Source organism: Sphingomonas agri, assembly GCF_038148795.1.
GTDB classification, from domain to species: Bacteria; Pseudomonadota; Alphaproteobacteria; order Sphingomonadales; family Sphingomonadaceae; genus Sphingomicrobium; species Sphingomicrobium agri.
Genome location: NZ_JBAPEU010000003.1, coordinates 300,482 through 318,299, shown reverse-complemented (window position 1 = coordinate 318,299; position 17,818 = coordinate 300,482). Strand labels below are relative to the sequence as shown.

Sequence of the window (17,818 nt, the reverse complement as noted above, 5' to 3'; positions counted from 1 at the left end):
GATAGGATGAGTTGCATGCAGCGACAACCAAGTCGAAGACCCAGCCCTAACGGTGTCCGATCAGCCTCGTCTGACCTTCTTAAAACTAGAGGATCGAGCGAACGCTAGGCCGCCGCTGCCGGCAATTCATATTCGGCAGCCGCGGCGGACAGCGTATCGATGAATTCGCGGATATGCTCTTCCTCGATGGTGAGCGGCGGAAGCACGCGCATCACATTGTCGCCGGCTGCAACCGCGAGCAGCCCCTTGGTTCGAAGATAATTCACGAACGCTCGGCTGTCGGCCTTCATCCGGATCCCGAGCATGAGGCCGACGCCTCGAACGCTTTCGAACAGGTGATCATGATTGGGGATCATCTGCTCCAGCGCAGCGCGAAGGCGCTCCCCCTTCTGGCGGACCGCGGCCAGGAACTCCTCGGTCGCAACCACATCGAACACGGCTTGGCCGGCCGCCATGGCCAGAGGGTTGCCGCCATACGTCGACCCATGTGTTCCGATCACCATGCCGGCCGCGGCTTTCTCGCTTGCAAGGCAGGCGCCCATCGGAAAGCCTCCGCCGATCCCCTTGGCCGACGCCATGATGTCCGGGACCACGTCATAGTGCTGATAGGCATAAAGCTGGCCGGTTCGGGCGACACCGCACTGGACTTCGTCGAAGACCAGCATGAGATCATGTTCGTCGCAGGCCGAGCGAAGGCCCGACAGGAATTCATGCGTTCCCGGCCGGATGCCGCCCTCGCCCTGGATGGGCTCGAGCAGAAAGCCGGCAGTATTCTCGTCGATGGCTGCAAGCGCAGCGTCGAGATCGTTGAATTCGACGACCTTGAATCCCGGGAGCAGCGGCGCGAAGCCGTCGATCATCTTGGCCTGGTCCGTTGCGCTGATCGCTCCCATCGTCCGCCCGTGAAAGGCGTTTGAGAAAGTGATCAGGTCGTGCTTGTGCGGATTGCCTTTGGCATAATGATATCGCCGGGCAGTCTTGATCGCGCATTCGACGGCTTCCACACCCGAATTGGTGAAGAACACCGTGTCGGCGAACGTGAGGTCGCAAAGCCTCTTGGCGAAAGCTTCCCCCTGGGGTGAGCCATAGAGGTTCGAAACGTGCATCAGCCTCGCCGCCTGCTCTTGAATGGCCTTAGTGAGGTGCGGGTGGCCGTGACCCAAAATGTTCACCGCAATGCCGGCCGCAAAGTCGAGGTAGCGCTCGCCCTGCTCGCCATAGAGATAAACTCCCTCGCCGCGTACGGGCCGAACCGGCGAGCGCGGATAGACGGGCATGAGCGGCGTTATGGCCATGGAAAACGGGCTCCTTGTCGGCGATGTTTTGGTATTGGCGGGGCTATAGCCACGGCCCCCGAAAAGGGCAAAAGCGCAACGAAAAAGGCGCCGCGGATTGATCCGCAGCGCCTCTCCTGGAAGGGCCTGGCTGGCAAACCCGGCCTTAGTAGCCCCGGAACCGGTCCCAGCGGCGTTCGCGAGCCCACTGGACCTGCTGCTCGAGACGCTGGAGCCGGTATTGGATGTCGCCAGCCTCGCGCGGATCGAGGCCGCCGCGAGCACGACGGTGCAACCGGTCTTCTATGCGGCTGGCTTCGTCGCGAAGGCGGTTCGCCATCCGGTCGCCGATCCGGTCACGCCGATCGAGACGGTCGATCTGCCGCTCGATGTTTCCGAGCCTCATCTGAAGTTCGCGAACCTGGCCAAAACCCTGGCCGTAGCCCCACCCCGGACCCGGCCGCCCCGGATAATATTGGGCCGCTGCGGGGCTCGTTGCGGCAAGAGCCGCACCTGCTGCAACTAGTGAAAGAACGATTCTACGCATCAGGGCTCTCCTTGTGAGCGAGTTGATGCATGAGTGTATGCCGGAACGGTTTTGATGCTCGTCTGAACGGCCGCGTTATGAATTGTTCAAAATCGTAAACCGGCCATGTCATTGATTTGACTAGTTCTTGATCTTCCAGCCGCGGCGCAGGAGGCTGTAGCAGACAAACCATAGCGCAAGGTTGAGCAATAAAAGTCCGACACCTCCGACCAACAGGGGCGAATCGCTCGTCCCCAGGAACCCGGCGCGGAAACCCGAGATCACATAAAAGAACGGGTTGGCGTGACTGATTTTCTGAAAGGTCGGGGCGAGCTGCCTTACCGAATAGAAGGTCCCCGAGAGGAGCGAGAGCGGAGTCACGACAAAATTGGTGACGGCGGCCGCATGGTCAAACTTGTCGGCCCAGAGCGAGGTCAGGAGGCCAAGCAAGGACAGCAGCAGAGCGCCCATGAGGCCGAACCAGAGCACCAGCTCGGGTCTACGCACTTCGACCGAGACCCCCGGCCAAAGAAGCATTGCGAGCCAGACTGCGAAGCCCACGAGGAAGGCCCGGGTAAGGGCCGCTCCAACCAGTCCGGCGATCAGTTCGCCCGTCGACAGCGGCGGCATCAGATAGTCGACGATATTGCCCTGGATCTTGCCGACCAGAAGCGAGAAGCTCGCGTTTGCAAAGGCGTTTTGGATCATCGCCATGACGATGAGGCCAGGACCGATGAAGTTGGCGAACGGCACACCCATTACGGTGCGCCCGCCGCGCCCCAGCGCCACTGTAAAGATGGCGAGATAGAGGAGAGTGGTGATAGCCGGCGCCCAGACCGTCTGCATCTGGACCTTGAAGAAGCGCCTGACCTCCTTGATATAGAGGGTCTTGAGGCCTCCCCAATTGACGCCCTTCAGCACCGGGATACCGGGCGCGAAGCGCACCCATTGATTGGCTTGGTCATTCACGGACAAGGCGCCTATCGGGTGGTGGCCTGCCGGGCAAGTTTGGAGCATTGATTAAAAATGTCGTGGACCGAAGAGCGTATCGAGCGCCTGAAGAAGATGTGGCACGACGGAGCCACCGCCAGCCAGATTGCCGACGAGCTCGGCGGCGTCAGCCGCAATGCCGTTATCGGCAAGGCGCATCGGCTCGGTCTCGAGCAGCGTCCCTCTCCTGTGAAGCCGGGAGAGGAAAAGGAAGCGAAGAAGGCGGCTCCGGCCACTCCCGCTCCCAAGCCGGCTGCGCCGAAGGCTGAGGCTCCCAAGCAGGCTTCCGCGGCAGCGACTGCGCCGCACGCAGCCCCGGCTGCTCCGCAGCGCCCATCGGCCCAGGAAATGCAGTACCGGTCGATCGGGCCTGGCGGCTTCATCCGCCAGGGGCCCGGCGAGCAGCAAGCTCCTATCCCGCCCGCTCCGCCGCGCCGCCTAGTTCCCGCCAAGCCGAGCCCCGAGGTCGCCGACAAAACGGGCCTTCTCGAGCTCAACGATCGCATCTGCAAATGGCCGATCGGCCACCCTGGCGAGCCTGACTTCTATTTCTGCGGCGAGCCGGCGAACCCGGGCTTTCCCTATTGTGTCCAGCATTGTGGCGTCGCCTATCAGGCGCAGCTGCCGCGGCGCGATCGTCGACCACCACCTCCGCTGCCGTTCGGCGGCCCCAGGGTCCGCTAAACCCAAGTCGCTGATCTTGAACGGGCGCACGCTCCTCCGCTGGTGGCGCGCACCGCTCTGGCTGCTGGCGCTCGGAACGGGCGCCAAGAGCTTCGTCGACAATCCGATCCTTGCCTCCAAAGCGCTCAATCGCCGGGGGCTCCACGTCGGCAGGCTGAAGCTTGCCCATCGCATCGCCTGGCTTCGCCGGAAGCGACTGGCTCAAGACGTTCCCGGCGCGTGGCGAGAGCAATTCGACAGAGATGGATTTGTCGAGGTTCGCGACTTCCTCCCAGCCGACAGTTTCGCCCGGCTGCAGCAGGAAGTGCTCCACGGTGAATTCGAGACGCGTGCCCAGCAACAGGGCGACACCCTCACGCGCCGCGTCCCGATCGGACCCGACCTTCTGAGAAGAATACCGGAACTTCGCTCGCTGCTGGAAAGCGGCAGGTGGCGCTCGCTCCTGGCTTATGTCGCAAGCACGCGGACCGAGCCGCTATACTACATCCAGACCATCTCGACTGCGAAAGGTCGGGGCCCAGCCGATCCACAGCTCGAGCTGCATGCCGACACGTTTCATCCCTCCCTCAAGGCGTGGCTGTTCCTGACGGACGTGACCGACGATCAAAGTCCGCTCACCTACGTTCCCGGGTCGCACCTGCTGACCGCGGCGCGCCTCGAGTGGGAGCGCGCGCGCAGCGTGACGATCAGCGAGAGCGATTTTCTCTCGCAGCGGGGTTCCTTCCGGATTTCCCCTGAAGAGCTCCAGCCGTTGGGCCTACCCGAAGCGAAGCGCTTCGCCGTCCCGGCAAACACGCTGGTCGTGATCGATACCTGCGGCTTTCATGCGCGCGGGAGCTCGACCTCGCCGACCGTTCGTGCGGAAATCTGGGCGTTCGTACGTCGTACGCCATTCGTCCCCTGGACCGGGTTCGATCTGCTCTCATGGAAGCCCCTTGCAATCCGGCGCACCGGCTGGATGTCCGCAATCGTTGATCGGCTCGACCGGCTCGGGATCAGGAAGCAGCACTGGCAGTCGGCTGGCCGTCGAAGGCCCATCGATCCCTGACCGATCAACACCTTCCGCCAAGGAAGCGGCGGAGCTCTGTCGTGAACCGCTCCCATGCCGGCTCGTCGCCCAGCAGGATGTGGTTGCGGCTTTCAAGCGGGATAAATTCTGCATTGGGAATTCCCGACGCAAGCTCGGCCCCTTGCGAAAATGGTACGGCCTGGTCGTTTCGCGAATGAAAAATCAGCGTCGGCGTGCGCACTTCTGGCAGAAGATGACGCACGTCGATCTTCGAGAGCACTCGCTGCAGCCGGACGGCGTTCGCGGGCGAGGTAGAGACGCGCTGCATCTCGTTGAACCATCCCATCTGCTTGGGAGTGGCACCGGGGATATAGTGCTGCGTGAAAAGCTGGCGGTAGGCCGGATTATCCGCGCCCCAGCCGGTTTCCGCGAGCGTCACCATCGCCTCGCGGCGGGCGACTTCGACCGGATCGCCCCGCACTGCCCAACCTGCAGCATATCCATTGCAGATGATGAGCCTGCGCACCCGGCCGTGATGGCGTGCCGCGTAGGCGAGCGCGACGGCTGCGCCCTGGCTGATCGCCAATAGGTCGAACTGGTCGGCGCCCGCGCGCTCCACCACACTCTCGAGGTCATCGACAAAGGCTTCGAAAGACAAATCCGGACTGTCCCAGTCCGAAAGGCCATTGCCGCGCTCATCGTAGCGGATGAGCGAACGTCCGCGGGTGAACTCGTCGATCCAATGGCGCCACAGTGGGCTGTCCCAGTCGTGCTGGATGTGATTCAGCCAATTTGCGGTCTTGACGATCGGTGGTCCCTCGCCGTTCACCGAATAGGCAAGGCGGGTCCCGTCCTGCGCCTTGCAGTAAAGCACCTTCTGTGGCGGAAGTTCGCGCTGGTCGGCGCGCTTCGCGTTCGCCGCTTCCTCAGCCTCGGCCTGCTTTTGCCAGGTCGCCGGTGGCATCCCATATTCGCGCTTGAAGGCCCGGTTGAAGGCCGCCTCACTCGCGAAGCCGACCGCATAAGCAACATTTGCAGTGTTCATTCCGCCGTCTCGCAGAAGATTTGCTGCCATTCGCATGCGCCAGGATGCGCAGTAACGCATTGGCGAGTCATTCAGGAGATCGCTGAACCGCTCCCCCAGCACGCTGCGCGACACCCCCGCCTCGCGCGCCAGCATCTCGACGTCGAGATCTTCTGCGTAACGCTCGTGGATGATCGAAAGCGCCTTGGAAACCGCCGGATCGGTGAGACCCCGGAGCCAGCCCTTGGAAGTTGACGGGAGCTGTTCGATATATTCGCGGATCGCCTGGGCGAGGAAGAGTTCCGCCATCTTGGCGACCATCTCTGGCGGTGGACTGCCCTCTGCGAGGAAGCGCATCGAACTGTCGAGCCATTGCGCTTCCTGGCCGGCGACGTTGAGCGTCAGAAGCGGCGGCAAAGCATCGATGAGCGGATGGTCAGCGGCCTTGCCGCTTCCAAGGAACCCGCACCAGACTTCGGTCTTTTCGCCGTCTGTCCCGGTCGCAACCCGATGGATGCCGTCCGCCGTGATCCACGTGATCTCGCTGACGTCGGCTGGCGGAACGCCGCTTCGATTGGTGAGGATGTGAGCGTCGTTGCGCGGCAGGATCACGATACTTCCGGTTTCCAGCGTCACCGGGTCCATGCCCTCGACCTGCGCAATCGTTCGTCCCGATCGCACGTAATGATAGGCGATCAGTCTTTGAGGCACGGAGAACCAGGGCGAGCAATGGTCCGGCGTGAACTGCGCGCGGACGCAATAGTCGCCGGTGAATTCGGCGTCGATGACGACCCCGCCGGTCAGGCGGAGCGAGCCTAGGATCTCGTCCAGAACATCCAAGCTTGGGCCCCTGTCCGCATGCGAATGCGGCGTTTCGATCAAATTATCCGGCAGCGCGGTCATTTTGGCAAACGCTCGGTTCAACTACATCAAATTCATCAAGTGCGGGAGAAGTTCGCGACCGCCTGGAAGGATTGCTTCCGGGAATGAGCGAGCTCGTCCCAATTGGAGAAGGGGAACGAGAGATGACTGAACACGAAATTGAACTTCAGAAGCGGCGAGCAGCGTCGCTCTTCTTTGCTCTTCTGAGCGGCATGGTCGCCGTTTCGAGCGCCGTAGTACCTGCTATTTTGAATATCTAGAGGAAAAATAATGTATCACGATTTCAATTATGAGGCGACGCTTTCCTCTTCGCTCCGCGCGCAGTGGGAACTCGACGGTGTGCTTCGGACCGACCAGGAACTCGATTTCTCGCGCAATTTCATGCCCGAGAGCCTTGCCCGGACGGCTGCGATTGCGACACTCAATCCTTTCGAGCAGCGGGTCCTCAACCAGATCAGCGCCCATCAGTACCTGAGCATCTTCGGCATCGTCGAAGAGTTCATCCTGCCGTTTCTGATCGACCATGCGCGTCCTCACCTGCTCGGTGATGACTGGCGGGCGCGGGCATTGCTCAACTTTGCCGGCGAGGAAGCCAAGCACATCCACCTATTCAAGCGCTTCCATCAGGCTTTCGTCCGGGGCTTCCCGGTCGAGTGCAAGATGATCGGCCCGTCGGAAGCGATCGGGGCAGAAGTGCTCCGCCACGATCCGCTCGCGGTCGGCCTTGTGATCCTCATGATCGAGTGGATGACGCAGCAGCATTACCTCGGCTCGATCAGGGACGACGGTGACCTCGACCCATTGTTCAAGAGCCTCATGAAGCACCACTGGATGGAAGAGGCCCAGCACGCGAAGCTCGACACTCTCATCGTCGATGCACTCGCGGTCGGCCGAAGCGAGGAACAGATCGACAGGGCGATGGACGAGTTCTTCGAAATCGGCGGGTTCCTCGACGAGGGGCTCAAGACCCAGGCGGCCTTTAACCTTGACTCACTCGAGACAGCGATCGGCCGCAAGCTCGAGGACCGCGAAGAGATCCTGGCCCAGCAGCACCAGGCGGGACGCTGGACCTACATCGGTTCGGGGATGGTGCATGAACGCTTCAAGGATGCCCTCAACGCCATTTCGCGGCGCGCTGCCGAACGCATCGCCGAAGCTGCACCCGTCTTCGCCTGAAGTACCCATAAAGGAGAACTGCAATGCTCGACACCGTCAAGAACGAGCGCGTCAATGGTCTCGACCTCAAAGCCCTCGGCGAAGTGGTCGACGCAATCCAGAAGGACCCCTCACAGGCGAAGGTCGCGTTCAACGTGACCACCCGCTGGGCCGGCCAGACCCGGACCGAGACGGTGGTCGACGGCTATACGATCGGCGGCCAGCGCGTCACCCGCACGCACAAGGTCGTCGCCGACGAGCCGTTCGAGCTACTGGGTGGGGACAGCGCGCCCAACCCGCAGGAGCTGCTGATGGCGGCGCTCAATGCCTGCATCACGGTTGGATATGTCGCTGGCGCCTCCCTCCAGGGAATCACGCTGGAAAGGATCGAGATCCGCACTCGCGGTGAACTCGACCTGCGCGGTTTTCTTGGCCTCAGCGACACCGTGCCGGCTGGCTACGAGCAAATCGAATACGAAGTCCGGATCAAGGGCGATGGCACTCCCGAGCAGTTCGAGGCCATCCACCAGACGGTCCTCAAGACCTCGCCCAATTACTTCAACGTCAGCAGGCCCGTCAGCGTAAAGGCAACCTTGAGCGTCGAGTGAGCTCCACTGATCGCGGTCGCGAGCGGCATCAGCCAGATGGGCGCGATTGCGGCGCGCTAGGACCTTCATCAGTTTCCGGGCGCGCTGGTTCCCTCCCCCTTCCAGCCGCAGCTGGCGCGCCCGGATCCCCACCAGAAAGGATGAAATCGTTGAGACATTTGCTGATGAACCCGGCCTTTCCGGATATCGTGGGTCAGCACGCCAACGCGCAGATCGACAACCGCGCCCGGGCGTGGATCGTCGAGCGTGGCTCCGACGGACGCCTGGCGGAACGCATCGATCCTGATTTTCTGGCCGTGCCCGATGGGCGTGAAGAGGTCGACGAGATTCTCGAAGCGCTGATCGTAGCGGCAGCCGAGCAGGACATCTCACAGACCCGTCTCTGGTAATCGATGAAGGCTATTGAACGATGAGTGTCACTGAAATCGACAAGATCAATCCCAATCGCGCGCTCTGGGAGAAAGGAGATTTCACCCGGATCGCCGAGACGATGCGCGAAAGCGGCGAGGAACTCGTCGGCGCGCTTCATATCGGCGAAGGGATGAGAGTCCTTGACCTTGGCTCCGGCGATGGAACGACGGCGTTACCGGCCGCAAGGAGCGGCGCCGACGTATTGGGCGTCGATATCGCGGCCAATCTCGTCGATGCGGGCAACGCGCGCGCCAAGGCGGCCGGGCTTCGCAATCTCAGATTTCAGCACGGCGATGCCTCGAACCTTTCCGAAATCGCGGATTCAAGGTTCGATCTCGTTCTCTCGGTGTTTGGCGCCATGTTCGCGCCGAGGCCCTTCGACGTTGCCGCGGAAATGGTCCGGGTTACGAAAAGCGGCGGACGTATCGTCATGGGTAACTGGATTCCGGGCGATCCGACCCTGGTTGCGCAGATCCTCAAGGTCAGCGCCGCGTACACGCCTGCACCTCCGCCAGGAGCCGTGAGCCCGATGACATGGGGAGACGAAACCCAGGTCAGGGAGCGCTTCACGGCTGCAGGCCTCAGCCCGGACGCCATCACCTTTGAACGCCGGACCTGGCACTTTCGCCAGCTCGGGCCACCCTCACGGCTGCTTGAGACATTCCGCGCCTTCTACGGCCCCACGATGAATGCGTTCGAAGCCGCCGAGAGCAACGGCCTTGCAGGAGATCTCGGCAAGGAGCTCGAGCAGCTCTTCAACAGCCAGAATCGCGGCGGCTCCGACACCGACATTCCTGCAACTTACCTCAAGGTGACGGCAATCAAGGCTTAACGAAAAAAGGCCCCCCGAGCCTCTTTGCTCGAGGGGCCTTGTCACCGCTGTTCCAAAAGGTCGCCTAAGCGTGCTCCGCCTCGGCATCGACGGTCCGCTCGGAGGCGGGCTGGCCGCCGATCGCGGAATGCTCCTGCGATCCTGCGATGTTGATTTTCTTGGGCTTCATCGCCTCGGGGATCTCGCGCACCAGTTCGATCGCAAGCAGGCCGTCCTTCATGTCCGCGCCCCTGACCTGGATATGGTCGGCAAGCGCGAACCGACGTTCGAACGAGCGGGTCGCGATCCCGCGATAGATGTAATTGTTCGACTTTTCGTCCGACTCGTCCTTCTTCCGGCCCGTCACAATCAGCACGTTCTGCTGGGCCGTGATGTCGAGTTCGTCGGGCCTGAACCCGGCGACGGCGAGCTCGATGCGGTAATCATTGTCGCCAAGCTTGATCAGGTCGAACGGCGGATAATTCTCGCCGGCCTGCCCGAACGAGCTGTTCTCCAACATGTCGAAGAGCCGGTCGAACCCGACGGTGGAGCGCCGGAATGGCGCAAAATCAAAAGCACTACGCATGGTTCATGTCCTCCATTTGAGCGACTGGCGGAGCGAAGGCGCGCGTGTGCGGGCGTCTGCGCCCCGTCGCCGGCCCCAGGGATGGCGGCCGGCAGCCTCGCAGATGGTTAGAAAGCAATCGTTTTCAAGACCATTCGCAGCATCGCAAAGGTTGCAGCCCTCGCCTTCAGCCTGCTGCTGGTAGGCCCCTCATCGCAGCACGCCCGTCCCCGCGCCGGGATCGCCTGCATTGTATTGGCGCCGTTCGGCGGCAGAAGCGAGTACCGGGACGTATGATCGAGCTGTGGAAAAGGCGCCTGAGCGCGCTTGGCACCCTTCAGGCCTACGCCCTATAGCCGTCGTCAAATGGCCGACCTGTTTTCGTCTTCCGCTTCGTCCACGCCCGATAGCTATGATGCTTCCGCGATCGAGGTTCTTGAGGGACTGGAGCCCGTCCGCCGGCGCCCCGGCATGTATATCGGTGGCACCGACGACCGCGCGCTGCACCACCTCGCGGCCGAGGTCATCGATAATTGCATGGACGAGGCGGTCGCCGGCCATGCCACGCGCATCGAGGTGGAGCTCGGCCGCGACAACCGCCTGAGCGTGAGCGACAACGGTCGCGGAATTCCGATCGACCCGCATCCCAAATATCCGGGAAAGTCTGCCCTCGAGGTCATCATGACCACCCTCCACTCAGGAGGTAAGTTCGAAGGCAAGGCCTATTCGACCTCCGGCGGCCTGCACGGGGTGGGTGTCAGCGTCGTCAACGCGCTCTCGATCGAAACCACGGTGGAGGTTGCCCGCGAGCGCACGCTCTATCGCCAGAGGTTTTCGAAAGGAGTTGCAATTTCGCCGCTCGAGACGGTGGGTTCGGCTCCCAACCGGCGCGGCACGACGGTGACCTTCACCCCCGATCCGGAGATCTTTGGGGACGGTGCGAGATTCAGCGCCGAGCGCCTCTACAAACTCGCGCGTTCCAAGGCGTACCTCTTTGCCGGTGTTGAAATCCGTTGGCGCTGCGATCCCTCGCTCGTTTCAAGCGACGTTCCTGAACAGGCAATCTTCCAGTTTCCTGGCGGCCTTGCCGACCATCTTGCCGACCAGCTCGGCGATCGCCCGACCGTCACCAACCAGCCCTTCATCGGCCGCCAGGATTTTCCCAATGACCAAGGGAGCGCCGAATGGGCTGTCGCCTGGCCGCTCTACAGCGATGGCAGCGAAAGCTATTATTGCAATACGATCCCGACGCCTGACGGCGGAACCCACGAGGCGGGCCTTCGCGCCGCCCTCACGAAGGGGATCCGCGCATTCGGTGAGTTGATCGGCAATAAGAAAGCGAAGGACATCACCGCGGACGACGTCTTCAACGGCGTCGAGCTCATGCTCAGCGTATTCATCCGTAATCCTCATTTCCAGAGCCAGACGAAGGATCGCCTGACCAGCCTCGAGGCGGCGCGGTTCGTCGAGGCGGCCGTCCGCGACCATTTCGACCATTATCTTGCCGACAATATGGATCGCGGCCGCGCCCTCCTCGGGGCGATCCTGGAACGGATGGACGAACGCCTCCGCCGCCGTGCCGAACGCGAGGTCCAGCGAAAGACCGCGACCTCCGCACGCAAGCTTCGTCTTCCAGGCAAGCTCACCGACTGCTCGTCGGACGAACCCGACGGCACCGAGCTGTTCATCGTCGAGGGCGATAGCGCCGGCGGTTCAGCCAAGCAGGCGCGAGACCGGAAGACGCAGGCGATCCTTCCAATTCGGGGCAAGATCCTCAACGTCGCCTCGGCTACGGCGGACAAGATCCGCGCGAACAGCGAGATCGGCGACCTGCTATTGGCCCTCGGGTGCGGGACCCGGGACAAATGGGCCGAGGAGTCGCTTCGTTACGAGCGCGTCATCATCATGACCGACGCCGACGTCGACGGAGCTCACATTGCGACCCTCCTGATGACGTTTTTCTTCCAGGAAACACCCGAGCTGGTGCGCAGAGGGCACCTCTTCCTTGCCCAGCCGCCGCTCTATCGCCTCACCGCCGGCGCGAAGACCCTCTACGCCCGCGATGACGCTCACCGGGCCGAACTCGAGGCAGCCGAGTTCAAGGGCAAGAAGGTCGAGGTCAGCCGCTTCAAGGGCCTGGGTGAGATGAACCCTTCGCAGCTTAAAGAAACGACGATGGATCCCGCAACGCGTTCTCTACTGAAAGTCACCCTGCCAAGCGCCTATGAAGACCGGCAGCCGATCAAGGACCTCGTAGAGCGACTGATGGGCCGGGACCCCGCGCCGAGGTTCGAGTTCATCCAGAGCAGAGCAAGCGCTCTTGAGGACGGTGCGATAGACGCCTGATTTTCTGGTGCTCAGCCTCCTTCGAACGTCGCCTGAAAGAGCCCATCCCTGCAAGTGTCGGGAACCCGACTGAAAGTCGAGAGTTAGCGGATCGTGCCGTTCCCCCCGATGCGGCACTCAGCATGGGGGCGACCTCGATCGAGGCCGCCCCTTTTTCTTGCCCCGTGTAAATTTTCACAGAAAGATTGTCTGCTATTTCAATGTCTTGCCGGGGCAGGCTGAAATACCGCTTCCGACGGTAATGAGGCGGGTTCATGCCGCGGATCCGGCAAGTCCTTGATAAGCATCTCGACCAACCCGGCTCGCATCTCGTGCGTCCCCGGGCCCCCCATATCTGCGGATAACTATGATCGGGCGAAGCTCTCTAATATAACGGCTTTAGGCACCAGCGCGGCGAATTCCTGATCCCGGATCGGCGCGGGGGCTCTCGGCCCGGCGCGTAACCCTTTCCGCCGGGCCGCTTTGCATGCCCTGCTGCCGAGCATTGACCGCCGTGTCGTAAGACTGATCCTTGCTCAGAGATCGGGGCGCCGAGCTGCAGCTCAGTCCGGATCCTTGTTAAAGCCGTGGACCAGGCTGATCGGCCCCTTTGCAACTGTCTGCCAATCGTGGTCACATCGGCCCCTTTGCAACTGTCTGCCAATCGTGGTCACCGAGCAATCCCGCGCCGGCAAAGCCGCAGAGGACCCACACCACAACCGCGCCAATGATATAGGGCTTCATCGGATCCCCCAGCAGGAGGTCAGGCAAGCATAGGGCCGTTCTCGGGTCAAAGCCGTCGAACGGCAATTCTGCGCGTCCTACCGTTAACTGCTCAACTTGCCCAGCCGCAGATTGAGGCCCACGTCGCCTCCTGCTTCATCTTCGCCAGAAGTTCAGGTTCGATCAGTTCGTCGAACCGGATCCCGCACAGATTGGCGGTTCGCCAAACGACCCGAGCCATCGCATCAAATGGTCCGACGACCATCATTACGTCATCGCCCGGCGGCGGCAGATCCCGCCCGGCAAGCGCAGCGCCGCTTTCGGAGATGTCCTGCACGATAATCGAACGCGAACGTGTGACCGCAAGAGCAGAGCCCGCGAGCATCACCTCTTCGCGCTTGCATTGGCGCCGGCAAAGCGGCGCCTCTCTCTTTCCGAATGGCACGGAAAATCGACCTCCGGTTGCCTTGGGACTTCGCATGTCGCACCGCCGGCGAACATTCCAAACCACGTAGATTTGATTGTGCCGGGACGGGACGGACTGTTCAGACCGGGCATTCCATGTCGAACACGGCTTCGACGACCTGCGCCTCACGCGCCACGATGCGGGCGCGGATGCGGCCCATCCGGTAGAGATGAAGGGAAACCGCCTCTCCGGGGGCAAACTCCTCATCACATTCGAATTCGCATCCATCGTAGCCGAGAAGCCTCAGGCGCACGGCGACTTCCGATCCGTTGGCCCGGCAAACCCTGACGGGCATGTCCGCATTGCATTGCTGCGAAGGCAGAAGGTCCATGTCGTGCATCACCTTACTCCCGCTTTCCGGAAGAGCAGTCGGGAGTGAAGATTGTCCTTCCTCATTGGGTGAAGCGGGGATTCACTAGCGCCCGAGCGGACTTCAGGCACGCGTTCGTGCAGCGGGAAGTCCAGAGGAGCTCCCGCTGCACGAGACGTCAGTGACGGGGGAATTCCCCCGAGGGCTTAGCCGCGCTCGCCGGCGCGCCGCGGAGGCGGCGGAGGCGGAGGCGGAGTTGGGCAAGTCGCGCCTGCCGGTACCGTCGTGCCGTCCGGACATGTCGTCATCGCAGGCGGCGGCGGAGGTGGCGGTGGCGGCGGACAAGGCGTCGTGACCGGGATCTGCGTCCCGTCCGCACAGGTCTGCATGGCCGGTGGCGGCGGCGGCCTCGTTGCGCAAGCCGCCAGCACGACCGTCGCTGCGAGGATAAGCGTAAGCCTCATTTCCCTCTCCTTCTGACAAATGTCGGCAGGCCAACGAAAGCGCCGCCGCAACGTTCCGTCAACGATAACCGTGGCTCATTGCGGGGCCGGAACAGGTCGCCGCTTGGCCCCGGCAAGCTCCTGATTCATATAGCGGACCTCGGCTGCGGCGGCGCGGTCGCTGATGAACCAATCGGGATGAAGCGCCTTTAGCCTGAGAGGGATTGAGGCGATGAGCGCATCTTCCCCGAGACCCTCGTTGCGCGCGGATGCAACGAGGCGCTGAAGGTCGAGAAGGTAGCTCCTGAAATCCTTAACGTCGGCAAGGTTCGCGACTTCGCCGTGCCCAGGCACAAAGCGGATGCGGAAGGCCCCGGGCATGGCCGCGAAACCGGCATCGGTCGCAGTCCATTCCTTCACCGAGGCGTCGATTAGATTGGGAGCGATCCTGCGCCAAAGAAGGTCGCCGGTGAACAGCACCTGCGCGTCGGGAACGAAAACGGTAAGATCGCCCCCCGTATGCCCAAGAACGGGCTTGATGAGGATCCTGCGCGATCCCAGCCAGATCGTGAGCTGTTTGTCCGTGACAATGTCCGGCAGGGGAAGGGCAGCGATGCTGGCCCTGAGCGCGGGCGTTATCCTGTCCCCGAGCAGGTTAAGGTTCTCGGTTCGCACCCAGCTGCGAACGTTGCGGTGAGCCAGAATGAGTGCCCCGGCATCCTTAAGTGCCTGATCTCCCCCGGTATGGTCGACATGATAGTGGGTGTTGACGAGGTAACGGATTGGCTTTGGCGTCAGCCGATGAATCTCCGATACGAGTGCGCGCGCCGCCTCGAGATTGAAGAACGCGTCGATCACGAGCACGCCATCGTCGCCGATGACAAATCCGGCGTTTGAGCCCGCTTTATGTTGAGGCCCGTCGGTGGCGGCGTAGACGCCTGGCCCGACTTGCGTCAGCTGGAATGGCAGCGGCGACGCATGGCCAGCGCCTGCGAAGCCCACCAATCCAAACAAAGCGGGCCGCATTTGCCGGATCATCTTACCGAGACTGGAGGGATTCCTCGCTGTTCGCAATGCCCCGGAACCCCGGGGTAGGTTTGGCCGGCCGTGCAGGAGGGAGCTTTACCGTGACGGAGCTCTTGGGATTGTCCTGCGGCAGCTTGTTGCATGCTGCAGGCGGAAGTGCGAGCGCAACGAGCAGCGCGCTCAGCCGGAGATCGGCCATTCGATCTTCGTCACCCTTTGATCGGGAGCATTCTCGTTGTGATCGGAGGATACGGGTACGAGCAGCGGCCGACGGATCGACCGCTGTTTTGAAATGACGCGTAGCCGCTCCAGCGACGCAGGCTTGATCATTGCAGCACGTTCCGAATTTCTAGAGGATCGGAAGCTTCTGAAACCTGATCTTCGCGCTCGCGCTGCCGATATCGGCTCGCGATGGCGGTCAAACGCGCGTCACGTGCCCGGTCCTCCTCGGACTGGGCGGCTTCGTTGGCCTTGAAAAATCTCATGAGCGGTGCCCCCTTCTTGCCACCGCTCCACGCCGCTTCCGATCATCCGGGGAATAGGTTGACGAACCGTAACCAGGATCCCGAGCCGTCGGAATGTCCGGGAACCGAAGGTCTCTTGCCCTATTGTCCATCGGGACATGGGATCCGCGATCGCTTTCCTCTTCGACCTCGACGGCACTCTGGTGGACAGCGTCTACAATCACGTCCGCGCCTGGCACCTCGCGCTTCGGGAGGAGGACATCGAGCTCTCCGTCTGGAGGATCCACCGCAAGATCGGCATGAGCGGTGGTTTGTTCACCCATCAGCTCCTGCGCGAGATTGGTCGGCCCATCGACGAGGCGACGATCCAGCGACTTCGTTCTCGGCACGCGGAGCATTTTCTGGCGCTGTCGGATGAAGTGGTGCCGTTGCCAGGCGCAGTCGAGCTGCTGGGGGCGCTGACCGATCTTGAAATCCCGTGGGCGATTGCAACCAGCGGGCGAACGCTAACCGCGCAGGCGAATCTCCAAAGTCTCGGGATCAGCCCCGAAACCGCGACCATAGTCACCCGCGACCAGGTCAATTATGCCAAGCCCGATCCGGACTTGTTCATAGAGGCCGCACGAAGGCTCGGGACGGCGACGCAGGGTTCCTACGTCATAGGCGACAGCATCTGGGACATGATCGCGTCTGCCCGTTGCGGTGCACTTGGGATCGGGCTTCTATCTGGCGGGTACGGTCGAGAGGAGCTGGAACGCGCCGGCGCACTGAGAGTCTACGACGATCCCGCCGACATGCTACTTCATCTGGATGAGCTTGCACCGCGCACCCGCGACTGACCACCGGACCGTATTGCCGCCCCACTCGCTCGCGGTCGCCGCATTCTCGACGGTCGTCGAATGGTATGATTTCACCCTCTACCTTTACTTCGCAACCGTGTTGGCGCGGGTTTTCTACGGCGGGGGCAGCGGGTCTCTCCTGATGACCTTGGGCGGCTTTGCCATCGCCTATCTCATGCGCCCCCTGGGAGCCGTCTTCTTCGGCCACATCGGTGACCGCCACGGCCGACGACGAATGATGCTTCTCTCGGTCGCACTCATGACAGCCGCGATGCTTATAACCGCCTTCCTTCCGACACGGGCCGAGGCGGGACCCGCCGCGGGCTGGCTCCTTCTCGTGCTGCGCTGCGTCATGGGATTCTCCGTTGGCGGCGAATATACGGGTGTCGTTGCCTACCTCCTCGAAGGGGCGCCCGCGCGCCGACGGGGCCTGATCACTTCGTCTGCCTCGGCTGCAAGTGAAATCGGCGGCCTGCTTGCCGTCGGCGTATCGGCGCTGACGGTCAGCGCGCTGGGCCCTGCAGATCTCGATTCCTGGGGATGGCGTATCCCTTTCCTCGTGGGTGCCGCACTGGCCGGAACCGTCTGGATCGCGCGTTCGACGATGGCCGAGTCGCCTGAGTTTCGCCGGCAGCGGGAAGAGGCAAGCGTACCCGATCACCCTTTCCGCCACGCGCTCACTCATCATCGTCTTGGCATTCTGCGCTCCTTTTCCATCTCGGCGCTGGGATCGATCACTTATTATGTCGGGATTACCTATGTCCCCGCTTTCCTCACCTCTGTCGGCAAGCTCACCGAACGCGAATCCCTCTGGCTGTCGACCATTGCCGCATTTGCAGTCATCCTCGTGACGCCCCTAACGGGCGCCCTCAGCGACCGCATCGGCCGCAGGCCCGTGCTCATCGGCCTTTGCATCGCGAGCGCCGCACTGCCGACCGCGATGTTCTCACTAATGGCGAATGAGGCACATTCCGAGGTGCTTGCAGGAGCGGTCATCCTTGCGCTGCTCGCAGGAGCGGTGAGCGCGGTGGGAGCGGTCGCGACTGCCGAGCAATTCCCAGGCGAAGGCCGGATCACCGGCCTTGCGCTCGGCGCGACGATGGCGACGGCCGTCTTTGGAGGCCTGACGCCATTTGGTGCACAGCTGCTCGTCGAGCAGACAGGCTGGGCGAGCGTGCCGGGGGTCATGATCGCGCTCGTCGCTGCTGCTGTACTGCCTTTGCTGATCAGGATTCCGGAGACCGCGCCCACAATGAACCGTCTGGCGCTCGTGCGCCCCTAAG

22 protein-coding genes are annotated in these 17,818 nt (G+C 62.4%); 10 read left to right on the top strand and 12 right to left on the bottom strand.

Going from position 1 to position 17,818, the window contains the following annotated elements:
• Window positions 1-104 precede the first annotated feature (104 nt).
• The 3 genes from V8192_RS13670 to V8192_RS13660 all read right to left on the bottom strand — a co-directional run bounded on the left by V8192_RS13670 (window position 105) and on the right by V8192_RS13660 (window position 2,775).
• Window positions 105-1,295: an aspartate aminotransferase family protein gene (locus tag V8192_RS13670; protein WP_341633656.1), complete on the bottom strand. Its 1,191-nt coding sequence runs from the start codon at window positions 1,293-1,295 to the stop codon at window positions 105-107.
• 145 nt (window positions 1,296-1,440) lie between these two features.
• The gene (locus V8192_RS13665; protein WP_341633655.1) at window positions 1,441-1,821 is read right to left on the bottom strand and encodes a hypothetical protein; all 381 of its coding nucleotides are present in this window, start codon (window positions 1,819-1,821) and stop codon (window positions 1,441-1,443) included.
• A 120-nt stretch (window positions 1,822-1,941) separates the two neighbouring features.
• Entirely contained in the window at window positions 1,942-2,775 is an 834-nt protein-coding gene (locus V8192_RS13660) for an ABC transporter permease (RefSeq protein ID WP_341633654.1), read from the bottom strand.
• Window positions 2,776-2,826: 51 nt separating this feature from the next.
• Between V8192_RS13660 and V8192_RS13655 the strand changes: the two genes are divergently transcribed.
• Window positions 2,827-3,474: a GcrA family cell cycle regulator gene (locus V8192_RS13655; protein ID WP_341633653.1), complete on the top strand. Its 648-nt coding sequence runs from the start codon at window positions 2,827-2,829 to the stop codon at window positions 3,472-3,474.
• Between the two features lie 16 nt (window positions 3,475-3,490).
• Entirely contained in the window at window positions 3,491-4,522 is a 1,032-nt protein-coding gene (locus V8192_RS13650; RefSeq protein ID WP_341633652.1) for a phytanoyl-CoA dioxygenase family protein, read from the top strand.
• 4 nt (window positions 4,523-4,526) lie between these two features.
• Here the strand turns inward: V8192_RS13650 and V8192_RS13645 are convergent, their stop codons facing one another.
• Complete coding sequence (locus V8192_RS13645; protein ID WP_341633651.1) at window positions 4,527-6,347, bottom strand: alpha/beta fold hydrolase; 1,821 nt, start codon at window positions 6,345-6,347, stop codon at window positions 4,527-4,529.
• Between the two features lie 312 nt (window positions 6,348-6,659).
• On the opposite strand from V8192_RS13645, the gene V8192_RS13640 reads away from it, so the two are divergent.
• From V8192_RS13640 to V8192_RS13625, 4 genes are all read left to right on the top strand, one after another.
• On the top strand, window positions 6,660-7,565 hold the full coding sequence (locus V8192_RS13640; protein ID WP_341633650.1) for a diiron oxygenase: 906 nt from the start codon (window positions 6,660-6,662) through the stop codon (window positions 7,563-7,565).
• A gap of 23 nt (window positions 7,566-7,588) precedes the next feature.
• A complete protein-coding gene (locus tag V8192_RS13635) occupies window positions 7,589-8,152 on the top strand; it encodes an OsmC family protein (RefSeq protein WP_341633649.1) in 564 nt (187 codons plus the stop codon).
• 149 nt (window positions 8,153-8,301) lie between these two features.
• Window positions 8,302-8,541, top strand: coding sequence for a hypothetical protein (locus tag V8192_RS13630; RefSeq protein ID WP_341633648.1), 240 nt, complete (start codon window positions 8,302-8,304; stop codon window positions 8,539-8,541).
• A gap of 20 nt (window positions 8,542-8,561) precedes the next feature.
• On the top strand, window positions 8,562-9,395 hold the full coding sequence (locus V8192_RS13625; protein ID WP_341633647.1) for a class I SAM-dependent methyltransferase: 834 nt from the start codon (window positions 8,562-8,564) through the stop codon (window positions 9,393-9,395).
• Between the two features lie 64 nt (window positions 9,396-9,459).
• Here the strand turns inward: V8192_RS13625 and V8192_RS13620 are convergent, their stop codons facing one another.
• Window positions 9,460-9,960, bottom strand: coding sequence for an Hsp20 family protein (locus V8192_RS13620; protein ID WP_341633646.1), 501 nt, complete (start codon window positions 9,958-9,960; stop codon window positions 9,460-9,462).
• 345 nt (window positions 9,961-10,305) lie between these two features.
• On the opposite strand from V8192_RS13620, the gene parE reads away from it, so the two are divergent.
• Window positions 10,306-12,285 carry a DNA topoisomerase IV subunit B gene (parE, locus tag V8192_RS13615; protein ID WP_341633645.1) on the top strand — a complete coding sequence of 660 codons (1,980 nt, stop codon included), beginning with the start codon at window positions 10,306-10,308 and terminating at the stop codon, window positions 12,283-12,285.
• 612 nt (window positions 12,286-12,897) lie between these two features.
• Here the strand turns inward: parE and V8192_RS13610 are convergent.
• From V8192_RS13610 to V8192_RS13600, 3 genes are all read right to left on the bottom strand, one after another.
• A complete protein-coding gene (locus V8192_RS13610; RefSeq protein WP_341633644.1) occupies window positions 12,898-13,035 on the bottom strand; it encodes a hypothetical protein in 138 nt (45 codons plus the stop codon).
• A gap of 64 nt (window positions 13,036-13,099) precedes the next feature.
• Window positions 13,100-13,468, bottom strand: coding sequence for a PilZ domain-containing protein (locus V8192_RS13605; protein ID WP_341633643.1), 369 nt, complete (start codon window positions 13,466-13,468; stop codon window positions 13,100-13,102).
• A 64-nt stretch (window positions 13,469-13,532) separates the two neighbouring features.
• Window positions 13,533-13,793: a hypothetical protein gene (locus tag V8192_RS13600; RefSeq protein ID WP_341633642.1), complete on the bottom strand. Its 261-nt coding sequence runs from the start codon at window positions 13,791-13,793 to the stop codon at window positions 13,533-13,535.
• 255 nt (window positions 13,794-14,048) lie between these two features.
• Here V8192_RS13600 and V8192_RS13595 point away from each other — a divergent pair, with 255 nt between their 5' ends.
• Window positions 14,049-14,243: a hypothetical protein gene (locus tag V8192_RS13595; protein ID WP_341633641.1), complete on the top strand. Its 195-nt coding sequence runs from the start codon at window positions 14,049-14,051 to the stop codon at window positions 14,241-14,243.
• Between the two features lie 59 nt (window positions 14,244-14,302).
• On the opposite strand, the gene V8192_RS13590 is transcribed toward V8192_RS13595, so the two are convergent.
• From V8192_RS13590 to V8192_RS13575, 4 genes are read right to left on the bottom strand one after another with little or no spacing between them, the layout of a single operon-like run.
• The gene (locus V8192_RS13590; protein WP_341633640.1) at window positions 14,303-15,244 is read right to left on the bottom strand and encodes an MBL fold metallo-hydrolase; all 942 of its coding nucleotides are present in this window, start codon (window positions 15,242-15,244) and stop codon (window positions 14,303-14,305) included.
• Window position 15,245: 1 nt separating this feature from the next.
• Window positions 15,246-15,431, bottom strand: a complete 186-nt coding sequence (locus tag V8192_RS13585; protein WP_341633639.1) for a hypothetical protein — start codon at window positions 15,429-15,431, stop codon at window positions 15,246-15,248.
• Window positions 15,413-15,562 (bottom strand): hypothetical protein, encoded by a 150-nt coding sequence (locus V8192_RS13580; protein ID WP_341633638.1) that lies wholly within the window; start codon window positions 15,560-15,562, stop codon window positions 15,413-15,415. The genes V8192_RS13585 and V8192_RS13580 overlap by 19 nt, the downstream gene beginning before the upstream one ends.
• Window positions 15,559-15,717, bottom strand: a complete 159-nt coding sequence (locus V8192_RS13575) for a hypothetical protein (RefSeq protein WP_341633637.1) — start codon at window positions 15,715-15,717, stop codon at window positions 15,559-15,561. The genes V8192_RS13580 and V8192_RS13575 overlap by 4 nt, the downstream gene beginning before the upstream one ends.
• A gap of 137 nt (window positions 15,718-15,854) precedes the next feature.
• Between V8192_RS13575 and V8192_RS13570 the strand changes: the two genes are divergently transcribed.
• Window positions 15,855-16,535: an HAD family hydrolase gene (locus V8192_RS13570; RefSeq protein ID WP_341633636.1), complete on the top strand. Its 681-nt coding sequence runs from the start codon at window positions 15,855-15,857 to the stop codon at window positions 16,533-16,535.
• Complete coding sequence (locus tag V8192_RS13565; RefSeq protein WP_341633635.1) at window positions 16,507-17,817, top strand: MFS transporter; 1,311 nt, start codon at window positions 16,507-16,509, stop codon at window positions 17,815-17,817. Before V8192_RS13570 ends, V8192_RS13565 begins: the two co-directional genes overlap by 29 nt.
• Window position 17,818 lies beyond the last annotated feature (1 nt).